We start from the raw sequence: 19,577 nt of genomic DNA, 5'->3' as shown, positions 1-19,577 counted from the left end.
GTTCCAACAGCGGAGCTCCTGTGGTGAGGATGTCTTGGAGTGACACACCTCTTCTACAGCAGCTCCGCTTCCTCGTTCATAGACCTTGACGAACAGACCCCCGCTTTAACTGAACGGCGTTGGGGCTAGAAGTTCAGGGCGATGGGCGTTTTGTGCAGGTTCGCGATGGCGGCCGCGTACACCTCCACCAGCCGGGACGCGGTCGCCTGCCAGCCGAACGCCGCCGCGTGCGTACGGGCTCCCGCCGACATCGAGTCGCGCCAGCGCGGCGAGACGACGAAGCGGCGCAGCGCCTGCGCCCACTCCGCCGGGTCGTGGCCGTCCACGAGGAGGCCCGAGACCCCGTCCCGCACGGCGGTGCGCAGCCCGCCCACGGCGGCGGCCGCCACGGGCGTGCCGCAGGCCTGCGACTCCAGGGCGACCAGGCCGAACGACTCGCTGTACGAGGGCACGACCGTCACCGAGGCCGCCCGGTACCAGTCGGCCAGTTCCTCCTGGGGAGCCGGAGGAACGAGGTGGACGACGTCCGAGATGCCGAGTTCGGCGGCCAGCTCGGTGAGCAGGGACGGCCTGGCCAGGCCGTTGCCCGAGGGCCCGCCGACGCAGGCCACGATCAGGCGCCCGCGCAGCGACGGGTCGTCGATGAGCATCCTGGAGGCGGCGCGGAGCAGGACGTCCGGGGCCTTGAGCGGCTGGATGCGGCCCACGAAGAGCAGGACGTGCGCGTCCTGCGGCAGGCCGAGCCGCCGGCGGGCCGCGCCCTGCGAGGCGGGCTGGAAGACGGTGAGGTTGACGCCCGGGTTCACGACGGCGACGCGCTCCTCGACGGCGCCGTACAGGTCGATGAGCTCGCGCGCCTCGTCGACGGTGTTGGCCACGAGGCGGTCGGCGACCTGGACGACCTGTTCCTCGCCGACCACGCGGGCCCGGGGCTCCGGCTTGTCGCCCTGGGCGAGCAGGAGGTTCTTGACCTTGGCCATGGTGTGCATGGTGTGCACGAGCGGCACGCCCCAGCGTTCCTTGGCCAGCCAGCCGACCTGGCCGGAGAGCCAGTAGTGGGAGTGGATGACGTCGTAGCGGCCCGGCTCGTACATGGCCTCGGTCCGCAGCACCCCGGACAGGAAGGCGCAGAGCTGGCTCGGGAGCTCGCTCCGCTCCATCTCCTCGTACGGTCCCGCGGTGAGGTGGCGGACGAGGACGCCTGGGGCGAGTTCGGCCACGGGCGGGAGGTCTCGGGCGGTGGCCCGGGTGAAGATCTCCACTTCCACGCCGAGGTGAGCCAGCCGCTTGGCGGACTCCACGATGTACACGTTCATGCCTCCGGCGTCGCCCGTTCCGGGCTGGTCCAGGGGCGATGTGTGCATGCTGATGGTCGCGACCCGGCTGACCCGTCGTCGCCTCACTCGACACCACCTCCAAGCGAGTTATAACCATTCAAATTTTTGCGACATTCCCGACACATGGTCATAACTGGGTATTTAGGGCGGTCGTCAACGTGTCCCGGGAGGGCTGGCAGGATGAGGGGCATGCGGAGAACGGCTGTGGTGACCGGGGCGAGCAGCGGGATCGGCGAGGCGACCGCGCGGCGGCTCGCCGCCGAGGGTTACGAGGTGGTGGCGGGTGCGCGGCGGCGCGAGCGGCTCGACAAGCTCGCCGCGGAGGTGCCCTCGATCAGGCCGGTGACGTTGGATGTGACCTCCCAGGAGTCGGTCGACGCGCTGGCGGACTCGCTCGAACGGTGCGACGTGCTGGTCAACAACGCCGGTGGCGCCCTCGGCCTCGAATCGGTCGCGGAGGGGCTCCTGGATGACTGGCAGCAGATGTACGACGTCAACGTGCTCGGCTCCCTGCGCATGACCCAGGCGCTCGTCCCCAAGCTCGTCGAGTCCGGCGACGGCGTGCTGGTGATGGTGACCTCGACGGCGGGCCTGGTGTCGTACGAGGGCGGCGGCGGCTACGTCGCGGCCAAGCACGCGCAGACGTCGATGGTCGGGACGCTCCGCCTGGAGCTGGTCGGGCAGCCGGTGCGGATCGTGGAGATCGCGCCGGGCATGGTGCAGAGCGAGGGGTTCGCGGTCACCCGGTTCCGGGGGGACGAGGCGGCCGCGGCGCGCGTCTACGAGGGCGTGCCCGGCCCGCTGACCTCCGAGGACGTCGCCGACGCGATCGCCTGGTGCGTGACCCGCCCCGCCCACGTGAACATCGACCGCATGGTCATCCGCCCGCGGGCCCAGGCCGCCCAGCACAAGGTGCACCGCGTCAGTGGCTAGACCGGCCGGGCCCGCCAAGCCGGGGGGCAGACCGGTCGGCGCCATCACCAGGGGCACGACCGGGCACAACCGGCTGCGGCGCTCCGACCGGTGGATCGCCGCCGCGCACGGCCCGCTGCTGCGGGCCGCCGAGCGTCCCCTCGTCGTGGATCTCGGGTACGGGGCGTCGCACACCACGACGCTGGAGCTGTTCACCCGCCTGCGCCGGGTAGCTCCCCGCGTCGAGGTGGTCGGGATCGAGATCGACCCGGCGAGGGTGGCGGTGGCCAAGCCGTACGAGCGGGAGGGCCTGAGCTTCCGGCTGGGCGGCTTCGAGCTGCCCGTCGCGCGCCCGCCGACGCTGGTGCGGGCCTTCAACGTCCTCAGGCAGTACGGCGAGGCCGAGGCGTGGCACTACTGGGACGTCCTCATAGAGCGACTGGCCCCCGGCGGTGTCCTGGTCGAGGGGACCTCGTCCGAGAACGGGCGGCGCGCGGTCTGGGTGGGGCTCTCTCCGGAAGGCCCCCGGACGATCACGTTCTCGGCCCGTTTCGATGCTTTCGAGCGGCCTTCTGACCTGGCCGACCGGCTGCCGAAGACCCTCATCCACCGGAACGTGCCGGGCGAGCGGATTCATGCGTTCCTGAGCGACTTCGACCACGCGTGGGCGGTGAGCGCGCCGTACGGGGCCCATGGGCTCCGGCAGCGGTGGCTGGCCTCCGTGCGCGCGCTGTCGGGCTCCTGGCCCGTCGCCGGACGGCCGCCGCTCGGCGGCCCGGCCCGGTGGCGGCTCGGCGAGCTGACCCTCCCGTTCTCGGCGGTGGATCCGCGCGTCTAGAGGCGCGACTCGAACACGGCGTAGGCCGCGCTGTCGAACAGCACGAAGCGGACGTCCTCCACGGACGTGTCCGCCTGCCGCACCGTGTCCAGGGCGATCCGCGCGGCGTCGTCCATGGGCCAGCCGTAGATCCCGGTCGAGATCGCGGGGAAGGCCACCGACCTGGCCCCCAGCGAGTCGGCCACCCGCAGCGACTCCCGGTAGCAGGAGGCCAGCAGCTCCGAACGGTCCACCGACATGGAGTACACCGGCCCGACGGTGTGGATCACCCACTTCGCGGGCATGCGCCCGGCCGTCGTCGCGACCGCCTGCCCGGTGGCCAGCCCCTTGCCGTAGTGGCCGGCCCGCAGCTTCCGGCACTCCTCGAGGATCTCCGGACCGCCGCGGCGGTGAATGGCGCCGTCCACGCCTCCGCCGCCCATGAGGGAGGAGTTGGCGGCGTTCACGACGGCGTCCGTCCGCTGCTCGGTGATGTCGCCTTTCACCAACGTGATGCGCATCTCACCGAGAGTGGCATCACCGGCCGCCCCGCGCCAGCACCGCGGTACCTCTGCCGGCCATGCGCATGGCCGGCAGGACCAGCGCGGGCAGCGGCAGGAGCATGGCCACCGCTCCGGCCAGGCGCTGGTCGGCGAGGACGCCGGGCGCGCCGGACGGGGCCGCCAGGGAGATCCAGTCGGCCGCGACCGGAGGCGCGAGCAGCAGGTACGTCCCGGCGGCGAGGTGGGTCAGGGTCACGGCGGCCAGCAGGCGGGCACGGTCACCCCACGTCACCCCGTCCGCCCCGGTCAGGACGCCGAACACCGCCAGGCCGAGACCGAGGAACAGGAGCTCGGTGAGCAGGTGAGGGGCGTAGCCGGACAGCGACCACGGCAACCAGGGCGTGCCGTAGAGGAGGACGAACGCCCCGACGTAGACGGCTGGATGCGCGAGGAACCGGTATCGGCCGGGGACGGCGAACGGGGCGCCCAGGCAGAGCAGGAGCGGGGCGACGACGGTGAGCACCGTGTGCTGGACCGCGTGGACCGACAACATCGCCCGCGCGTAGCTCCCGACCCCGCCGACCAGCACCAGCGTCGTCAGCGCCAGGCCGGCGTACCAGGCGATCGTGCGGCCGGCGGGCCAGGAGGCCGCCCTGCGCACGGTGACCGCGTAGGCGACCGCGGCCAGCATCAGGAGGATCAGTACGGCCGGGTCCAGGCGGAGCTCGGTGATCAACGCCCCGGGGGTGAAGGGGGCGAGCGCGTACTCCAGGGCGGACTGGTCGTGGCCCCCGCCGCCGCCGGGCGGTGGCGGGGTGCGGGACAGGCCGATGGCCAGCCCGACGGCCGCCGCCATCACGATCACCTCGCCGGTGGCCAGGCGGACGAAGGTCCGGCGTACGGACCGGTCGGCGACGCCCGCGACCGTGCGGCGGCGATGGGTCCAGCCGAACAGGGCCAGGAGCACGAGGGCGGCGGTCTTGGCCAGCAGGAGCTGCCCGTACGCGCTCTGCCAGAGGTCGGACGGGGCGCTGAGCCGTACCCAGGCGCTGGCCGCGCCGGAGACGGCCACGGCGGCGAAGCAGCACAGGGCGAGGGCGCTGAACCTGGGCAGCACCGTCGGCAGGTGCTCGGAGCGGCGGAAGTGGACGAGCACCGCGACCAGGCCGCCGACCCAGATCGAGACCGACACCAGGTGCGACATCAGGGCGGAGACGGCGATGTCGTGATCGCCCGCGGAGGCCGCATGCCCGACGTAGGCGGGCGGCAGCAGCCCGAACACGGCGACCGCCAGCCGGACCCCGGCGGGCAGCCGCCAGGTGAGGCCCACGACGACGGTCGCGGCCAGCACCACGAGCATGGCCTGGGTCTGCGGGATGGAGGTGCCGAACTCCAGCAGATCGGGCGAGGCGAGCAGATCGCCGGCGGGCAGCGGGATGAGGTTGGACAGCGTGAGCACGTAGCCGAGCGCGGTCGCCAGGGCCCAGCCGAGCGCCCACCAGCCGGCCGCGCGGCGGCACGACCGGGACTCGGGCGAGGAGGCGGGCGCGAGGAGGGCGGCGGTGAGCGTTCCGACGGAGCCGACCGCGCACACGTCGAAGCAGAACCGGGCCAGGGGCAGCCCCCACTCGGTGAACGGCCCGGCGGTGGGCAGCCCGGGAAGCTCCGGCCTGATGGCCCCGCCGAACCGCAGGACGAGGACCAGCACCACGACGCCGGCGGCCACCGCCGCGCCGGCGTAGGTCCTGGCCGGCTTTCCTTCCGCGACCGACGGGAACGCCCTGGCCATGGGTCAGCCCGCTTGCTTGGCGATCTCGGCCAGCTCCGCTTTCTGCGCCTTGATGATCTTGTCGGCCAGCTCCAGCGTGGGCCCGTGCTTGCCCGACTTCTTGACGGTCTCGGCCATCATCACGCCGTGCTCCAGGTGCCCCGACAAAGCCGTCAGCCACTCCTTGTCGAAGCCGGAGCCGGCCTTCAGCTCCGAGCCCATCTGGGTGGTCGGATCCGGCGGCAACTGCTCCTGCCAGGACTGCAGCCACGACGTCATCATGTCGATGTCGGCCTTCTCCTCCGCGATGAGCTTCTTGCTCAGGTCACGCACGTAGGGGGATTTGCCGCTCTTGACCGCCACCTCGGCCAGCTGGATCGTCTGCTGGTGGTGTGTGATCATCTCCTGGCTGAAGACCACGTCCGCCTGAACGTGTGTCGACGTGCTGTCCGCCGAGGCGGCGCACCCGGCCGCCAGCACGAGACCGAGCAGGGCCACAACCGCTGTACTCCAACGCATGCACGGAGATACGCACGACACAGAGACAAGGTTCACACGCCCCGAATGCCAGCTCGACAGGTTGTAGAGCTAGCCTGTAGGGCGTGAAGGGTCTTGGCGAGCTTGAGCGCAGCATCATGGACATCCTTTGGGCGGAGAACGGCGCGCTGACCGCCCGTGAGGTCGGCAGGCTCATCGCCGACCGCGACCTTGCCCCCACCACGGTGATGACCGTGCTCGACCGCCTCACCCGTAAGGGGTTCCTCCAGCGCACCCGGGACGGCCGCGCGTGGCGGTATCAACCGGCCGAAAGCCGCGACGCGTACATCGCCGAGCTTATGCTGGAAGCCTTGGACATGACGGGCGACCGATCGGCCGCCCTGACCCGCTTCGCACAGGCCGTGTCGGGCATGGAAGCGGAGATCCTGCGCAGAGCCCTTACGGAGCTGGAGGAAGAGTGATCACGGCAGCGGCGCTGGCAGCGCTCGCCACGGCGTGCGCGGTTGGCTCCTGGCGTTTCACGACTGCCCGGTGGACCTCACGCGCTCCCCGGCTGGCCATCATCGTCTGGCAGTCCCTGGGCGTGTCCTGGGGCCTGGCCACCACCGGCGCCATGCTCGCCTACGCGGTCCAGCCGTACGGCGAGGGGGTGCTGCCCGGGCTGATCGCGTTCGCGCAGGGCGAGGCGCCGCTGGAGGCGTGGGACCCGCTGCACGTACTGGCCCTGATCGCGGGGCTCACCGCCCTGACCGTGCTGATCGCGGTGCTGCTCACCGCGGGTGTGCAGGCGCTGCGCGCACGCCGGCGGCACCGCATGCTGCTCGCGCTGATCTCCCACGACGACCCCGGCGTCCCCGGGGTTCGGGTGCTCGCCCACCCCGGCGCCGCCGCGTACTGCGTGCCCGGCCTGCGCTCGCAGGTCGTGGTGAGCGAGGGCGCGCTCAAGCTGCTGTCGGAGGACGAGATGGCGGCCGTGCTCGCGCACGAGGCCGCCCACGTGCGCGAGCGGCACGACCTGGTGCTGCTGCCGTTCGCCGCGCTGCGCAGGGCGCTGCCCTGGTCGAAGGTGGTGGCCGACGCGCAGGCGCAGGTGGAGCTGCTCGTCGAGATGGCCGCCGACGACCGCGCCCGGCGCTACTGCTCGCCGCGCAGGCTGGCTACGGCGCTGCTCAGGTTCGGTACGGCGGGCGCCATGCCGACCCCGCACGGCATGCTCGGCGTGCACGCCAAGCACGTCATGGCCAGGGTCGACCGCCTGATCAAGCCGGGTCCCGAGCTGGCCGCCCCGGTGCGCTACGGCTACATCGCACTCTCTGCGACGTTGGTCACCTCGGCGCCTCTCCTGTGGGTCTTCCAGCTCTGACCTGCTTGCTGGCGTTAACCACCCTGTTTGCAATTGCAAGCACTACGGGGCAGACTATGAGGCATGGCACTACCCAAGGTCGGCTCGATCGGTGAATACATCCGCGAGCAGCGGCAGCAGGCGAAGATCTCGCTGCGCCAGCTCGCGGCGGCGGCGGGGGTCTCCAACCCCTACCTGAGCCAGATCGAGCGTGGGCTGCGCAAGCCGAGCGCGGAGATCCTCAACCAGATCGCCAAAGGTCTGCGCATCTCCTCGCAGGCGCTCTACGTGCAGGCGGGCCTCATCGAGGACCGCGAGCCGCCAAGTGACGTCATCACGGCGATCAGGGCCGACACGCACCTCACCGAGCGGCAACGCCAGGTGCTGATTGATATCTATGAGTCGTTCCGTAAGGAGAAGCGCGCCGAGGACGAGCAGACCTCCCAGAATGCTCATCCTCGACGCGACTCCGGATCGGACGACGAACCGCTGCCGGAAGAGTTTCTCGCCGCTCTTGAGCCCTATACGGCGACCTCCGGCAACGGCAACGTCACCCAGGAAACCAAGGAAGGTTAACCCATGACGCTCGCAACCGAGGTCAAGAAGCTTACGGAGTCCAAGCCGTTCTACGCCGTCGCGGGTGTCGGCGACTTCGCGGTCGAGAAGCTCCGTGAGCTGCCCGAGCAGCTGCAGAAGCTCCAGTCGCGCCGCACCGAGCTGACCAAGGACCTGCCGGAGATGGCCCGCGTTTACGCCGGCAAGGCCGAGAGCTTCGCCAAGGAGTTCCCGGAGAAGGCCCGCGGCTACGCCGACCAGCTCGCCGGCAGGGCCACCGAGGCCTACGAGGACTTCGCCACGCGCGGCCGCCGGGTCGTCAGCAAGACGAGCGGCGACGTGGCGCTGGAGCTCGAAGAGGTGTCGCAGGCCGCCAAGCCCGCCACGCCGGCCAGGAAGCCCCGCACCACGAAGGCCAAGGCCTGATTTGTCGGAAAGCCCGTCTCCCGAGGGAGGCGGGCTTTCCGCTTTGGGGTGCCCGTCTGTCAGGGTCGCCTATTAGGCTGAAGCCGATTTCATAGCGGCGTGGTGCGGAGCCAACAACATGAATTTGATCAACAGTGTCCTCAATCTCCTCTTCCTGGTGCTCGCCGCCGTCATCTTCGGCATGTCGGCCTACGCGCTCGTGCACGCGCTGCGGGTGCCGACCGGCGCTTTCGTCTCGGCGGGCAAGCTGCAGAAGAACATCTGGCTGCTGATCCTGGCGCTGGCGACGCTGTTCTCGGTGGGCGGGGCCTGGAGCTACTTCACCGCCTTCCTCATCGTCGGCGGCATCGAGTTCATCGGCCTGGGCGCCCTGGGTTTCTTCTCGATCATCGCGGCCATCGCCGCCACGATCTACATCGTGGACGTCAAGCCGGCCGTCAAGGGCATGGGCGGACGGGGCAACAACGGCCCCTACGGCCCCTGGTGATCCGACCCGGGCGTTAGGCTGCCGACATGACCTACGACCTCCACGGGCGCACGCAGCGGCTGGAACTGTCCGACCAGGTCCTCCGCGACTTCGAGGCCGTCGTGCTGGACGCGACGCCCGAGGGGATCGTGCTGGACCGGTCGGCGTTCTACCCGGGTGGCGGCGGCCAGCCGGCGGATCACGGAGTGCTGATCTGGCAGGGCGTCGAGACCCGCGTCGTGGGGGTGCGCAAGGGCGACGACCTCCAGCTGATCCCGGCCGAGGGCGACCCGATCCCGCCGGTGGGCACCGTGGTCCAGGCGGCGGTGGCCGACGAGCGGCGCTCGGCCCTCATGCGTACGCACTCGGGGCTCCACGTGCTGTGCGGGGTGGTGTTCAGGGACTACGGCTGCCTCGTCACCGGCGGCAACATGGACGAGCTCAGCGCGCGGATGGACTTCAACCTGCCCGAGGTGCCCGCCGGGTTCAAGGAGGCCGTCGAGGACGCCTGCAACGCCGAGATCGCCGCCGACCGGCGCATCGACGTACGCGTCCTGCCGCGCAAGGAGGCGTTCGAGATCCCCGACATCATCCGCACGGCCACCAACCTGGTGCCGGAGAGCGTCCAGGACGTGCGGATCGTCGACATCGTGGGCCTCGACACGCAGGCCGACGGCGGCACCCATGTGGCCTCCACCAAGCAGATCGGCCACATCAAGGTGGCCAAGATCGAGAGCAAGGGCCGCGGCTTCCGCCGGCTGCGCATCCAGATCTCCGGCTAGCCGATCACCTTGGCGAGGCCGTCGAGCAGCGGGCCGAGCCCGAACTCGAAGAGCCGGTCCAGGTCGAGGTCGAAGTCGCCGTCCAGCTCGGTCACGACCGCGGCGAAGGCGCGATATTCGCCGGACTCGGCGACCCGTTGCAGATGCTCCTCCTGCCCGGCCATGAACTCGTCGGCGCTGAGCCCCGTGGTGGCCTGGGCCTGCCGCTCCAGCTCGAGGTTGGCGGCGATGCCCTGCACGTAGCTGTAGACGAGGGTGTGCACGTGCATCTTGGCCGTGGCGTCGAGCCTGGTGCCCGCCAGCGCGGCCATGACCCACTCCGTGTGCCTGAGCAGGCTGGCCGAGGGCAGCGGCCTGGTCAGCGAGGTGACGCCGGCCATCCACGGGTGCGCGCGGTAGCCGGCCCACTGAAGCCGGGCCGATGTCTCCAGCCTGGCGCGCCAGCCGTCCGGGGGCTGCTCGGGCAGGGGGAACTCGTCGATGACGGCTTCGATCATCAGCAGGACCAGGTCGTCCTTGCCGCTCACGTGGCGGTAGAGGGACATGGTGGCCATGCCGAGCCGGTCGGCGAGGCCGCGCATGGTCAGCTCGGACAGGCCCTCGGCGTCGGCGATCTCGACGGCGGCCCGTACGATGCGCTCTCGCGTCACATCGTTTCCTGAAATATCCGGCCGCCGGGCCGCCGCGCGGCCCCCGCGCGGCTCCGCCACGATCGTCCCCACGCGCGGCTCGGCGACCACGACGCCCTCCTGGGCCAGCAGCGCGAGCGCCTTGGCGGCGGTGGCCAGGGCGACTCCCCGGTCTCTGGCGAGCTGCCTGGTGGACGGGACACGGTCTCCGGGGCGGAGCCGGCCGTCGGCAATGCGGCGCTTGATGTCGGCGACGATCTCGGCGTAGGGCGCTGCCATCCGATTCTCCTGTACTAGTACAGATCTTGCCATCATACGCTTGCGAGCTGCTGTCTGTACTGCGTACATTCAGCGTACAACGTCAACTTCTGCGGCAAGGAGCAGATCATGAAGGTGCTCATCTCGGGTGCGAGTGTCGGCGGCCCCGTCCTGGCGTACTGGCTGCGGCGGCACGGGTACGAGACCACGCTCGTCGAGCGGGCCCCGGCCCCGCGCAAGGGCGGCCAGGCCATCGACATCAGGGGCGCCGCGCTGGACGTGGTCGCGAAGATGGGTGTCATCGAGCAGATCAGGGCCCTGCGGACGACCATGCGCGGCATGTCCATGGTGGACGGCGACGGCAACGAGCTCATGCGCAGCTACGAGGAGACGGTCAGCGGTGGCCGGTTCGACAGCCCGGACATCGAGATCATGCGTGACGACCTGACCGCCATCCTCACCTCGGCCTCGGGCGCCGAGTACGTCTACGGCGACTCGATCGCCACCCTCGACCAGGACGCCGGCGGCGTGGACGTGACGTTCGACAGCGGCGGCCGGGGGCGCTACGACTACGTGTTCGGCGCCGACGGCCTGCACTCCAACGTGCGCAGGCTCACCTTCGGCCCGGAGGCGCAGTTCCTCAGCCACCTCGGCATGTACGTCTCCATCTTCACCGCCGACAACTTCCTCGGCCTGGACCACTGGCAGACCTGGTTCCGCGAGGGCGACACGGGAGGCGCTCTCTTCAGCGACCGGGACGCCACCGTGCTGCGGGTCAACCTGGGCTTCGGCGCGGGCCCCATCGACTACGACCACCGGGACATCGAGCAGCAGAAGCGCCTGGTCCAGGAGCAGTGCTCGGGGCTGCGCTGGGAGGTCCCCAAGCTGCTGGAGGCCATGTGGAAGGCCGACGACTTCTACTTCGACGCCATGGCCCAGGTCAAGATGGAGCGCTGGTCGAAGGGCCGGGTCGCGCTGATCGGGGACGCGGGCTACTGCGCCTCGCCGCTGTCGGGGCAGGGCACCAGCCTGGCGGTGGTGGGGGCGTACGTGCTGGCGCAGGAGCTCGGCAGGGACCCCATCGGGGCCTTCGACCGGTACGAGGAGCGCATGCGCCCGTTCGTCGCGCAGAACCAGGCGCTCGCCCTGGAGAACCCCGGCCAGGGCGCCTCTCCGGAGAGCGTTCAGCGGGCGGCAACCAGCATCACGCTGGACTGACAGGCACGAACCGATACGATTTGCCGCCATGGGTATCAGACTCACGATGGCCGCGCTCGGGGCCACCGCTCTGACGTTGACCGCCGCACCCGCGCACGCAGCGGGCGCCGGGATCACGGACGAGGTGACGATGACCCTCGGCAAGAACGGCACCCTGCACGTGGTCGAGAAGATCAGCGGGGCGTCGGGTGAGCTCAAGCGGACGTTCATCACCCGGACGCGGTACGACGACGGCAACGACCGCGTCTACCAGATCTCGAACGTCAAGGGCGGCACCCTCGCCGGCGACGTGCTCACCGTGAAGGGCGACGGAACGGTCGAGTACGACGTCAAGGGGGCGGTTGCCACCTCGGGCGGTGTCGAGGAGCTGCGCTGGTTCGCGGTGAACGGCTGGAGCCAGCCGGTCGCCAAGGCGACGGTCAAGGTGAACGGCCCCGGGCAGGTCCAGAACCTGTCCTGCTTCGCCGGCGAGCTGACCTCGGCGATCGGCTGCACGTCGGCCTCCATGGACCACTCGGCCACCGAGGCCGACTTCGAGCAGGAGAACATCACCTCCGGCCAGGCCCTGACCGTGGTCGTCGGCTACCCCAAGGGGTCCAGCTCCGGCGCCCCCATCCTGGAGAAGCGCTTCTCGCTGGCCTCGGCGTTCACCCTGAACACCATCACCGGCGGCGCCCTGGCCGGCCTGCTGGTGCTGCTGCTCGGCGGCGTCGCCCTGCTCTACTGGACGCGCGGCCGTGACTCCAGGGCCGCCGGCCACGCGCAGGGCCCGGTCGATCCCGTGCAGAACGGCCACTTCTCCCCGCCCGACGGGGTACGGCCCGGCCAGATCGGCACCTTGGTGGACGAACAGGCCGACGTGGTCGACGTGACCGCGACGATCGTCGACCTCGCGGTCCGCGGCTACCTGCGGATCGACGAGCAGCCGCGCCAGACGTACGACGCGCCGGACTGGATGCTGGTCAGGCTGCCGAACGCGCCGGTCAACGCGCTGCTGCCGTACGAGCGTGCCCTGTACGACGCCATCTTCGACGGGCGGGACGCGGTGCTGCTGTCACAGCTGTCCGGCTCGTTCGCGGCCCACCTGGGCAAGGTGCGCGACGCCCTGTACGCCGACGTGGTCAGGCAGGGCTGGTTCGCCCGCCGGCCCGACACCGAGCGCACCAGATGGACGACGATCGGCGTGGCGCTCATCGCGGTCGGCGTGCTGGCCACGGCGGGGCTGGCCTGGTTCACCACGTACGGGCTGCTGGGTCTGGCCGTGATCATCGCGGGCGGCGCGCTGGCGGTCGGCGGGCAGTACATGCCCGCCAAGACGGCCAAGGGCTCGGCGGCGCTGGCGCACACGATGGGCTTCCGGCAGTACCTGTTCTCCGGCGAGCTGGGGGACGTGCCGGAGCAGCACCGCGTGGAGCTGTTCTCCCGGTATCTGCCCTACGCGGTGATCTTCGACGGGGTGGAGCACTGGTCGCGGGTGGTGGCCTCGGTCACGGGGAACGGCCACCAGTCCGACAACCTGTACTGGTACCACGGGCCCGCGGAGTGGGACCTGTCCAAGTTCGCCGGGTCGATGCGGACGTTCACCACGACGACCTCGGGCGCCATCTCCGCCACCCGCCAGTTCCGCACCCTCTAACGGAACCGCGCCCTCTTACGGCACTCGATCTCTAACGGAACCGGAGCTCTAACGGCACCGGAGCTCTAACGGAACCGGAGCTCACCCACCGGCCGGCCGCCGCCGAGCACCGGCGGGGCGGCCAGCTCGGCCAGCTCGGGCGCGTCCAGGCCGAGCGAGCGCAGGGCCGCCACCGTGACGGGGACGCGGGCGCGCTGCGACCCGTCCTCGATCTTGACGGTGCCCGCGCGCCCGTCCTCGAACACGAACGCGTCGAACGCCTCCGCCCCAGCCTTCAGCATCAGCCCGGGCAGCGCGCGCATCAGCTTGGCCTCGGGGCGGTCGGTGCCCGAGGTCCACTCTGGATACGTGCTCATCGCGTCGAAGATCTTGCGCTCGTACGAGTCGGGGGACGACATCGGGAACGCCCTGAACGCCTTCGTCACGCCGAGCATCGACACGAAGAACAGCGGCGCCCCGCACCCGTCCACCCCGGACGCCGCCACCCGCTCCCCCGTCAGGTCCTCCACGGTCTCGCGGATCGCCCGCTGGAGCGGGTGCTTGGGCTCGAGGTAGGACTCGGTGGGCCAGTCGTTCAGCACGCAGGTGGCGAGCATGGCGGCGTGCTTGCCCGAGCAGTTCATGTAGACGCGGCCGCGTTCCGTGACATTCCGGTCGAACGGGTAGTCCTCGGGGCACAGCAACGCCGACTCCTCCAGCCCCGCACCCGCCAGGATCTTCCTGACGCCGTCCACGTGGAACGGCTCGCCCGAGTGCGAGGCGCAGGCCAGCGCCAGCAACTCCCCCTCCAGCCCGAGCCCGGAACGGAGCATGCCGAGCGCCTGGAGCGGCTTCATCGACGATCGTGGCGACGCGGGAACATGCACCGCGCCCTTCGCCTCGACCGGGCGTCCTTCCGCGTCCACGGTCAGCATGCGAGCCTGATGCGTGGACTCCACGAACCCGGATCGGACAACTTCCACAATCATCGACATTTCGCTTCCCCTTTCGGCACGAGTCTACGGACCGTTCGTCCTGGTCCCTGCCTGGCTCCTTCGCGGTCTCGACCCTGGCCCCTTCGCGGGCTCTGCCTGGTTCCTTCGCGGTCTCTGGGTTCCTTCGTGGGCCAGAATGGGGTGCCATGCGAGCAGTGGTGCAGAGAGTGAGTTCGGCGTCGGTGGTGGTCGACGGTCAGACGGTCGGGGCCATCGACGAGCCCGGCCTGCTGGTGCTGGTGGGCGTCACCCACACGGACACGCGGGCCGAGGCCGCCAAACTCGCCGCCAAGCTCTGGGGCCTGCGCATCCTGCCCGGCGAGAAGTCCTGCTCGGACGTGTCGGCGCCGCTCCTGGTGATCAGCCAGTTCACCCTGTACGGAGACGCCCGCAAGGGACGGCGGCCCACCTGGCAGGCGGCCGCCCCTGGGCCGGTCGCGGAGCCGCTGGTGGAGGCGGTGGTGGAGGAGCTGCGGGAGTTGGGGGCGCACGTGGAGACGGGCGTCTTCGGCGCCGACATGAAGGTGTCGCTCGTCAACGACGGCCCGATCACCCTCATCCTCGACTTCTGACCTCCCTTGGGCCGTCCTCCCTGCCAGGCGCACACGGCGCGCACGCCTGGCACACGTACACAGAGGCGACCACCGGACCTCGGACCTCAGGACCCGGACGTTGGGACCCGGACCTCAGGCCCCGGAAGGTCAGCGGATGCGACGGCGGAGTGCCGGGTCGATGGAGACGTTCCGCCCCGCGTCCGGCGGCACGATGACCTCCTGGGCAGCGGCCACCCCACCGGCCAGCAGCGGCGCGTCCACCGACACCGTGCGCTTGACCACCGCCAGCGCGATCGGCCCGAGCTCGTGGTGCCGGGCGGCCGACCCGACCACCCCGACCTCCTGGCTCTCGAAGATCACCGGATCACCGTGGGCCGGCAGCGTGTCGACACTGCCGTCGAGGTGCAGGAACACCAAGCGCCGCGGCGGATGCCCGAGATTGTGCACCCGGGCGACCGTCTCCTGGCCGCGATAGCACCCCTTGCTCAGGTGCACGGCTGAACCGATCCATCCCACCTCATGGGGGATCGTCTTGTGGTCGGTGTCGAACCCCAGCCGCGGCCGGTGCGCCTCGATCCGCAGAGCCTCGTACGCCCACAGCCCAGCCAGTGGCTTGCCCAGGTGGTCGGGCAGCTCGTCGCGCGGCACCAGGAAGTCCTCCGTGGACGTGGACAGCACGGCCAGGTCGTCGGCCCGCGACACCTCGACCCGCAGCATGAACCGCATCCGGTCGAGGTAGTCGATCAAGCTCTGCGCGGTGCCCGGCTCGACATGCGCCAGCAGGCTCTCACCGTCGTCGACGAGCGTCAGGTGGTGCAGCACGTGGCCCTGCAGGTCGAGATCAAGCGTCTGCGTCCACTCGCCTGGCTGCAGCGTGTCGAGCTTCTGCGAGGTCAGGTCGTTGAGCCATTTCAGCCGGTCGACGCCGGAGATACGGACGACCTCACGGTTGCTGCGGTCGACGACCGCCTCACCCTTGGCCAGCGCACGCTGCTCGGCGAACAGATCGCCGTAGTGCGCGGCTACGTCGGAATCCGGCCCATCGGCCGCGACGGCACCGGGGAGATCGAGCAGAGGGCTACGCATGCCCTCCAGGCTATCGGCACTGACGCCAACGCCCGAAAACACCCACCCACCCGCCTACACCAACCGCCCAACCCCGGAAACGCTCACGCACCCACCAAACCCAAAAACAACCACTCGCCCACCCACGGACGCCGCCCGAAAACCGAAAGTAACCATGCGCATACTCAGGGCAACCGCTCAACGCTTGGAAACGCCCACGCGGACGCCTACGACACCCACCCAAACCGGGGCACGACCACCCACCGACCTACAGCAGCCACCCAACGCCCGCGTCCGGCCACCCCCCGACCTACGGCAGCCACCCAACACCAGGACACGACCCACCGACCTACGGCAGCCACCCGACGCCCGCGTCCGACCACCGCCCCAACTCCCGGCAGACCCGAGCACGCCCCAACTCCGGACAGTCCCGACCACGCCTCAACTCCCGGCAGTCACGGCTTCCGGCAGTCACGGCAACGCCCGAAGGCGGCGGCCGTCCTCCCGCCCCGCTATCGGCAGTTGCGGCACCGGCCGAAGACGGTCAGATGATGCACATCCGCGACGAACCCCAGCTCCTCGTCCAGCCCTTTGACCAGACCATCCGCCAGCTCGGGCCGCACCTCGAACACCTCGTCGCACCCCCGGCACACCAGGTGCACGTGATCGGCCTCAGCGGCCAGGTGGTAGGTCGGCGCACCGTGGCCCAGATGCGTGTGGGTCACCATGCCGAGCTCTTCGAGCAGCTCCAGTGTCCGGTAGACCGTGGAGATGTTCACACCACGCGCGGTCTCGCGGACCTTGACGCAGATCTCCTCGGGCGTGGCGTGCTCCAACGTCTTGACCGCCTCAAGGACGAGCTGGCGCTGCGGGGTGACCCGGTAGCCCTTGGCGCGGAGTTCCTCATGCCACTGCGTCTCCGTCATGCCCTGAGTGTACGGCCCAGGGATATTCACTTGCCCGTTTCGAGCAGGAGCGCATAGCGTCTTTGGTACGCGGAAAGGAGGTGGTCCAAACAATGGTGAATCATAGTTGGGCTAGCGAGGTGGTTGTCCGCTAACGTCGCGGACTGTTGTCTCGTGACGTATGCGAATACGAGGCAACCACCGGGGCCCCTGGCAGCCGGAGGGCGGGACTCTGATCCCGACCATGGTCCATCCGGCCCACCTGCCGAGCAGGTGGAGTGCGTCCGGGGCCCTTCTTCATGTTCACGTCGAGAAACCCAGCCGAGCCCAGCCGCACGGACCGTGACGGACAGACACCTCGCTCGTGAAAGCAACGCCCGTCGCTTCAGGACGTGACCGAGCAACTGCTCCCAAGAGCACAATCGAGGCCACTCCCCCGACCATCGATATCCCGGCCACCGATATCTCGTCATCAAGATCGCTACGCCGCGAAGAGCGACCTCATGGCAGAAAGCAAGCTCGGGACGAAAGCGTAGCCCCGAGCCGAAGCGCAGGCTCAAGCCGAAGCACAGACGCGGCGCGAAGCGTAGGCCCGGGGCGAAGGGCAGACACGGGGCGAAGCGCAGGCCCAAGACCAAGCACAGACACGAGGCGAAGCGCCTGCTTAGTGCTCACCCCGCGCCACGACGCCAAGCTTCTCGCACGCGTCCCGATAGAGCTGCACCACAGCCTTACGCACCTGGGCCCGCTCGGTGAGCGTCTCCCCCCAGGGCACCCGCACCCGCTCCCCACCGTCGACCGTGAACTCGATCGCCTCGGCATCCACGTCACTCGTCACCGCCGAGGTGGCGTCGGGCCGGCCACCGAGCGCCCGCACGATGATCAGCGAGTCCTCGGCGTGGTCGTCATTCATGTGACGCTTGATCGCCTCGACGGCGTCAGCGGTGAAGGGCGTGCTCATACCGGCTCAAGCTACCTTCTTCAGCTCCGCCGACATATGGTCCGTGAGCGGGTGACCCACGGCCGCCATCTCGTACGCCCACATCAGGTTGCCGTTGACCAATCCGTACAGCCGGTGCCCCGCCGTGTACTCCTTGGCGGAGGCGGTGCGGGCCACGACGTCCGTCCGCAGCTCGATCTTGTGGAAGACGACCTCGCCGATGTAGATCTCGACGATCCCGGTCGGGTGGGCGAGCACCACCTCGATCTGCCTGTCGGGCTGCACGCGCCAGTATCCCGACTCGGTGGCCAGCGGCTTGACCCGGTTTCCGTCCTGGTCGAGCAGCCAGGTGCGGCTCACGTAGCTCAGGAACGGCTTCCCGTTGTGCCCGAACTCGATCTCCTGCCCGAAGTTGAAGCTCTCGATCGTCGGGTAGCCGCCCACGCCGGCGCCTTCCCACCGGCCGAGCAGGAACGCGATGGGCTCCAGGTCGGGGTGCACCTCAGGTTCTTCCATGCTCCCCAAGCGTAGTGCTCCTGGCTCGCCGTACAGCCTCGGTGTACAGCTCGGTGGTGAGATCATCACGGCCGATGCCGACTTCCGCCATCAGCTGCTCGATCACCCGCAAAGCACCGGACACCGCGTCGGGCTCGACCACTGCCTCGACTTCAAGAAACGTACCGTCGAGCTCAGGGATCATCACGAGCGTCGCCAGCAAAGAAAGCCCCGACTCCAAAATCTGGTAGTTCCTACACCGCTTTTCGTACCGGATCACTTCATGCAGCCCGAGCTTACGCAGCACAGCCTCCATCGCCACCGGGTCGTCGACGCGGGTCTCGTACTCAGGCTTGGACCCGCTGACCGGGTCGACGCTGGGCTCCTTGAACGTGAGCAGGCTCACCGCACCGTCGTCCACCACCCTCACCCGGACCTCCTTCCCGTCCCGGGAGTACTGGAGATCGGGAGTGTCGTAGTAGACGTCGCGGTAGACATTGGCCGTCTCCGACGCCCGCTCCCGCAACGCGGCCCGCACACCGGCGGGATCCCGCACAACAGCCTTCAACTCAGCCTCGATCCGCAACGCTCCTCCTTCGGCATCCCCGCCGGAGCCTGTGGGCAGTGTCCTTCGATATCCCCTGCGAAAGCCCGCAGAGCAGCCTCCTTCGGCACCCCTACGGAAACCCGCAGAGCAGCGTCCTTGGACATCCCCAGCGAAAGCCCATCGAGCGGTGTCCTTAGACATCCCCTGCGGAAACCCGCAGAGCAGCCTCCTTCGGCACCCCCTGCGGAAACCCGCAGAGCAGCCTCCTTCGGCATCCCTGGGGAAGCCCGTGGGGCGGTGTCCTTCGCGGCGCCTCTTCGGTCAACATGAGGTCTTCCTGTGCGGGTTTTTGTGTATTCGGTTGGAGTCCTTCGCCGGGAGACGGGGGGCGTTAGGGTGACGAATATGGAACGATCGCTGGTGATCAAGGTGACCGCCGGGGCAGATGCCCCTGAGCGGTGCAACCAGGCGTTCAATGTCGCGGCCGCCGCGCTAGCGAGTGGTGTGCCCGTTTCGCTATGGCTGACCGGCGAGGCGTCGTGGTTCGCGCTGCCGGGGAGGGCCAAGGAGTTCAGCCTGCCGCACGCCGCGCCGCTCACCGACCTCCTCGACGCCGTACTGGCGGCAGGGCGCGTGACACTCTGCACCCAGTGCGCGGCCCGTAGGAACATCACCGTGGATGATCTCATCGACGGGGTGCGCATCGCGGGTGCACCGGCGTTCGTCGAGGAAGTAGTCAGGGAAGGCGCCCAGGCGCTGGTCTACTGATCTTTCGGGGAGTCGTACCTCGCGGACCAGCGCCATGATCGTCCGGTCCACGACGCTGAGCTTGTTCTTTAAGGTCCGAGATCGCGTTTGGTGGTCAGGGACGTGGGCCGCTTGTTGACTTTCCCCAGGTCGTAGCGGGGAGCGCGGCTTCGGTTGCGGGAGCCGGGCGGCCGTCCAGGGCC

At 69.7% G+C, this 19,577-nt stretch carries 23 protein-coding genes; 12 read left to right on the top strand and 11 right to left on the bottom strand.

Annotated features, from left to right (window positions below):
* Positions 1 to 125: 125 nt before the first annotated feature.
* A complete protein-coding gene (gene mshA, locus ACFKCF_RS60635) occupies positions 126 to 1,364 on the bottom strand; it encodes a D-inositol-3-phosphate glycosyltransferase (protein ID WP_394506468.1) in 1,239 nt (412 codons plus the stop codon).
* A 162-nt stretch (positions 1,365 to 1,526) separates the two neighbouring features.
* On the opposite strand from mshA, the gene ACFKCF_RS60630 reads away from it, so the two are divergent.
* Positions 1,527 to 2,270, top strand: a complete 744-nt coding sequence (locus tag ACFKCF_RS60630) for an SDR family NAD(P)-dependent oxidoreductase (RefSeq protein WP_394506467.1) — start codon at positions 1,527 to 1,529, stop codon at positions 2,268 to 2,270.
* A complete protein-coding gene (locus ACFKCF_RS60625; RefSeq protein ID WP_394506465.1) occupies positions 2,263 to 3,087 on the top strand; it encodes a class I SAM-dependent methyltransferase in 825 nt (274 codons plus the stop codon). Before ACFKCF_RS60630 ends, ACFKCF_RS60625 begins: the two co-directional genes overlap by 8 nt.
* Here ACFKCF_RS60625 and ACFKCF_RS60620 read toward each other — a convergent pair.
* Genes ACFKCF_RS60620 through ACFKCF_RS60610 form a run of 3 tightly spaced genes read right to left on the bottom strand, consistent with a single transcriptional unit; the run spans position 3,084 to position 5,835 of the window.
* Positions 3,084 to 3,587 carry an O-acetyl-ADP-ribose deacetylase gene (locus tag ACFKCF_RS60620; protein ID WP_394506463.1) on the bottom strand — a complete coding sequence of 168 codons (504 nt, stop codon included), beginning with the start codon at positions 3,585 to 3,587 and terminating at the stop codon, positions 3,084 to 3,086. The two genes, ACFKCF_RS60625 and ACFKCF_RS60620, sit on opposite strands and share 4 nt — an antisense overlap.
* 16 nt (positions 3,588 to 3,603) lie before the next feature.
* Positions 3,604 to 5,358 (bottom strand): cytochrome c oxidase assembly protein, encoded by a 1,755-nt coding sequence (locus ACFKCF_RS60615; RefSeq protein ID WP_394506461.1) that lies wholly within the window; start codon positions 5,356 to 5,358, stop codon positions 3,604 to 3,606.
* 3 nt (positions 5,359 to 5,361) lie between these two features.
* Positions 5,362 to 5,835, bottom strand: coding sequence for a DUF305 domain-containing protein (locus ACFKCF_RS60610; RefSeq protein WP_394506460.1), 474 nt, complete (start codon positions 5,833 to 5,835; stop codon positions 5,362 to 5,364).
* A 104-nt stretch (positions 5,836 to 5,939) separates the two neighbouring features.
* On the opposite strand from ACFKCF_RS60610, the gene ACFKCF_RS60605 reads away from it, so the two are divergent.
* The 6 genes from ACFKCF_RS60605 (at position 5,940) to ACFKCF_RS60580 (ending at position 9,406) form a co-directional block, all read left to right on the top strand.
* The gene (locus ACFKCF_RS60605; protein WP_394506459.1) at positions 5,940 to 6,296 is read left to right on the top strand and encodes a BlaI/MecI/CopY family transcriptional regulator; all 357 of its coding nucleotides are present in this window, start codon (positions 5,940 to 5,942) and stop codon (positions 6,294 to 6,296) included.
* Positions 6,293 to 7,198 carry a M56 family metallopeptidase gene (locus ACFKCF_RS60600; protein ID WP_394506458.1) on the top strand — a complete coding sequence of 302 codons (906 nt, stop codon included), beginning with the start codon at positions 6,293 to 6,295 and terminating at the stop codon, positions 7,196 to 7,198. Before ACFKCF_RS60605 ends, ACFKCF_RS60600 begins: the two co-directional genes overlap by 4 nt.
* Positions 7,199 to 7,261: 63 nt before the next feature.
* Positions 7,262 to 7,753 carry a helix-turn-helix domain-containing protein gene (locus ACFKCF_RS60595; RefSeq protein WP_394506456.1) on the top strand — a complete coding sequence of 164 codons (492 nt, stop codon included), beginning with the start codon at positions 7,262 to 7,264 and terminating at the stop codon, positions 7,751 to 7,753.
* A gap of 3 nt (positions 7,754 to 7,756) precedes the next feature.
* Entirely contained in the window at positions 7,757 to 8,158 is a 402-nt protein-coding gene (locus tag ACFKCF_RS60590) for a hypothetical protein (RefSeq protein ID WP_394506454.1), read from the top strand.
* A gap of 118 nt (positions 8,159 to 8,276) precedes the next feature.
* A complete protein-coding gene (locus ACFKCF_RS60585) occupies positions 8,277 to 8,645 on the top strand; it encodes a DUF2516 family protein (protein WP_394506452.1) in 369 nt (122 codons plus the stop codon).
* Between the two features lie 26 nt (positions 8,646 to 8,671).
* A complete protein-coding gene (locus ACFKCF_RS60580) occupies positions 8,672 to 9,406 on the top strand; it encodes an alanyl-tRNA editing protein (RefSeq protein ID WP_394506450.1) in 735 nt (244 codons plus the stop codon).
* On the opposite strand, the gene ACFKCF_RS60575 is transcribed toward ACFKCF_RS60580, so the two are convergent.
* Positions 9,403 to 10,314: a TetR/AcrR family transcriptional regulator C-terminal domain-containing protein gene (locus ACFKCF_RS60575; protein WP_394506449.1), complete on the bottom strand. Its 912-nt coding sequence runs from the start codon at positions 10,312 to 10,314 to the stop codon at positions 9,403 to 9,405. The two genes, ACFKCF_RS60580 and ACFKCF_RS60575, sit on opposite strands and share 4 nt — an antisense overlap.
* Positions 10,315 to 10,422: 108 nt before the next feature.
* Between ACFKCF_RS60575 and ACFKCF_RS60570 the strand changes: the two genes are divergently transcribed.
* Both ACFKCF_RS60570 and ACFKCF_RS60565 read left to right on the top strand, forming a co-directional pair.
* Entirely contained in the window at positions 10,423 to 11,511 is a 1,089-nt protein-coding gene (locus tag ACFKCF_RS60570) for an FAD-dependent monooxygenase (protein WP_394506447.1), read from the top strand.
* A gap of 28 nt (positions 11,512 to 11,539) precedes the next feature.
* A complete protein-coding gene (locus tag ACFKCF_RS60565) occupies positions 11,540 to 13,147 on the top strand; it encodes a DUF2207 domain-containing protein (RefSeq protein ID WP_394506446.1) in 1,608 nt (535 codons plus the stop codon).
* A gap of 65 nt (positions 13,148 to 13,212) precedes the next feature.
* Here the strand turns inward: ACFKCF_RS60565 and ACFKCF_RS60560 are convergent, their stop codons facing one another.
* The gene (locus tag ACFKCF_RS60560) at positions 13,213 to 14,121 is read right to left on the bottom strand and encodes an asparaginase (RefSeq protein WP_394506444.1); all 909 of its coding nucleotides are present in this window, start codon (positions 14,119 to 14,121) and stop codon (positions 13,213 to 13,215) included.
* 146 nt (positions 14,122 to 14,267) lie between these two features.
* On the opposite strand from ACFKCF_RS60560, the gene dtd reads away from it, so the two are divergent.
* A complete protein-coding gene (gene dtd / locus ACFKCF_RS60555) occupies positions 14,268 to 14,693 on the top strand; it encodes a D-aminoacyl-tRNA deacylase (protein ID WP_394506443.1) in 426 nt (141 codons plus the stop codon).
* 129 nt (positions 14,694 to 14,822) lie between these two features.
* On the opposite strand, the gene ACFKCF_RS60550 is transcribed toward dtd, so the two are convergent.
* From ACFKCF_RS60550 to cyaB, 5 genes are all read right to left on the bottom strand, one after another.
* Positions 14,823 to 15,761: a YgfZ/GcvT domain-containing protein gene (locus ACFKCF_RS60550; protein WP_394506441.1), complete on the bottom strand. Its 939-nt coding sequence runs from the start codon at positions 15,759 to 15,761 to the stop codon at positions 14,823 to 14,825.
* A 491-nt stretch (positions 15,762 to 16,252) separates the two neighbouring features.
* Complete coding sequence (locus ACFKCF_RS60545; protein WP_185070409.1) at positions 16,253 to 16,666, bottom strand: Fur family transcriptional regulator; 414 nt, start codon at positions 16,664 to 16,666, stop codon at positions 16,253 to 16,255.
* 643 nt (positions 16,667 to 17,309) lie between these two features.
* Positions 17,310 to 17,606: a DUF2470 domain-containing protein gene (locus tag ACFKCF_RS60540; protein WP_394506439.1), complete on the bottom strand. Its 297-nt coding sequence runs from the start codon at positions 17,604 to 17,606 to the stop codon at positions 17,310 to 17,312.
* A 6-nt stretch (positions 17,607 to 17,612) separates the two neighbouring features.
* Positions 17,613 to 18,101, bottom strand: coding sequence for an FABP family protein (locus ACFKCF_RS60535; protein ID WP_394506437.1), 489 nt, complete (start codon positions 18,099 to 18,101; stop codon positions 17,613 to 17,615).
* Positions 18,088 to 18,666 (bottom strand): class IV adenylate cyclase, encoded by a 579-nt coding sequence (gene cyaB, locus ACFKCF_RS60530; RefSeq protein ID WP_394506435.1) that lies wholly within the window; start codon positions 18,664 to 18,666, stop codon positions 18,088 to 18,090. Before cyaB ends, ACFKCF_RS60535 begins: the two co-directional genes overlap by 14 nt.
* Before the next feature lie 366 nt (positions 18,667 to 19,032).
* Between cyaB and ACFKCF_RS60525 the strand changes: the two genes are divergently transcribed.
* The gene (locus tag ACFKCF_RS60525; protein WP_185070406.1) at positions 19,033 to 19,395 is read left to right on the top strand and encodes a DsrE family protein; all 363 of its coding nucleotides are present in this window, start codon (positions 19,033 to 19,035) and stop codon (positions 19,393 to 19,395) included.
* Positions 19,396 to 19,577: the final 182 nt, after the last annotated feature.

This window comes from Nonomuraea sp. JJY05 (assembly GCF_043496855.1).
GTDB lineage: Bacteria > Actinomycetota > Actinomycetes > Streptosporangiales > Streptosporangiaceae > Nonomuraea.
This window is presented reverse-complemented; position numbering and strand designations above follow the sequence as displayed.

What these genes read in the sequence shown, in the direction of transcription:
- mshA (WP_394506468.1), bottom strand. Translation starts at nt 1,364, where the DNA reads ATGCACACATCGCCCCTGGACCAGCCCGGAACGGGCGACGCCGGAGGC.
- ACFKCF_RS60630 (WP_394506467.1), top strand. Translation starts at nt 1,527, where the DNA reads ATGCGGAGAACGGCTGTGGTGACCGGGGCGAGCAGCGGGATCGGCGAG.
- ACFKCF_RS60620 (WP_394506463.1), bottom strand. Translation starts at nt 3,587, where the DNA reads ATGCGCATCACGTTGGTGAAAGGCGACATCACCGAGCAGCGGACGGAC.
- ACFKCF_RS60615 (WP_394506461.1), bottom strand. Translation starts at nt 5,358, where the DNA reads ATGGCCAGGGCGTTCCCGTCGGTCGCGGAAGGAAAGCCGGCCAGGACC.
- ACFKCF_RS60595 (WP_394506456.1), top strand. Translation starts at nt 7,262, where the DNA reads ATGGCACTACCCAAGGTCGGCTCGATCGGTGAATACATCCGCGAGCAG.
- ACFKCF_RS60590 (WP_394506454.1), top strand. Translation starts at nt 7,757, where the DNA reads ATGACGCTCGCAACCGAGGTCAAGAAGCTTACGGAGTCCAAGCCGTTC.
- ACFKCF_RS60585 (WP_394506452.1), top strand. Translation starts at nt 8,277, where the DNA reads ATGAATTTGATCAACAGTGTCCTCAATCTCCTCTTCCTGGTGCTCGCC.
- ACFKCF_RS60580 (WP_394506450.1), top strand. Translation starts at nt 8,672, where the DNA reads ATGACCTACGACCTCCACGGGCGCACGCAGCGGCTGGAACTGTCCGAC.
- ACFKCF_RS60575 (WP_394506449.1), bottom strand. Translation starts at nt 10,314, where the DNA reads ATGGCAGCGCCCTACGCCGAGATCGTCGCCGACATCAAGCGCCGCATT.
- ACFKCF_RS60570 (WP_394506447.1), top strand. Translation starts at nt 10,423, where the DNA reads ATGAAGGTGCTCATCTCGGGTGCGAGTGTCGGCGGCCCCGTCCTGGCG.
- ACFKCF_RS60565 (WP_394506446.1), top strand. Translation starts at nt 11,540, where the DNA reads ATGGGTATCAGACTCACGATGGCCGCGCTCGGGGCCACCGCTCTGACG.
- ACFKCF_RS60560 (WP_394506444.1), bottom strand. Translation starts at nt 14,121, where the DNA reads ATGTCGATGATTGTGGAAGTTGTCCGATCCGGGTTCGTGGAGTCCACG.
- dtd (WP_394506443.1), top strand. Translation starts at nt 14,268, where the DNA reads ATGCGAGCAGTGGTGCAGAGAGTGAGTTCGGCGTCGGTGGTGGTCGAC.
- ACFKCF_RS60550 (WP_394506441.1), bottom strand. Translation starts at nt 15,761, where the DNA reads ATGCGTAGCCCTCTGCTCGATCTCCCCGGTGCCGTCGCGGCCGATGGG.
- ACFKCF_RS60545 (WP_185070409.1), bottom strand. Translation starts at nt 16,666, where the DNA reads ATGACGGAGACGCAGTGGCATGAGGAACTCCGCGCCAAGGGCTACCGG.
- ACFKCF_RS60540 (WP_394506439.1), bottom strand. Translation starts at nt 17,606, where the DNA reads ATGAGCACGCCCTTCACCGCTGACGCCGTCGAGGCGATCAAGCGTCAC.
- ACFKCF_RS60535 (WP_394506437.1), bottom strand. Translation starts at nt 18,101, where the DNA reads ATGGAAGAACCTGAGGTGCACCCCGACCTGGAGCCCATCGCGTTCCTG.
- ACFKCF_RS60525 (WP_185070406.1), top strand. Translation starts at nt 19,033, where the DNA reads ATGGAACGATCGCTGGTGATCAAGGTGACCGCCGGGGCAGATGCCCCT.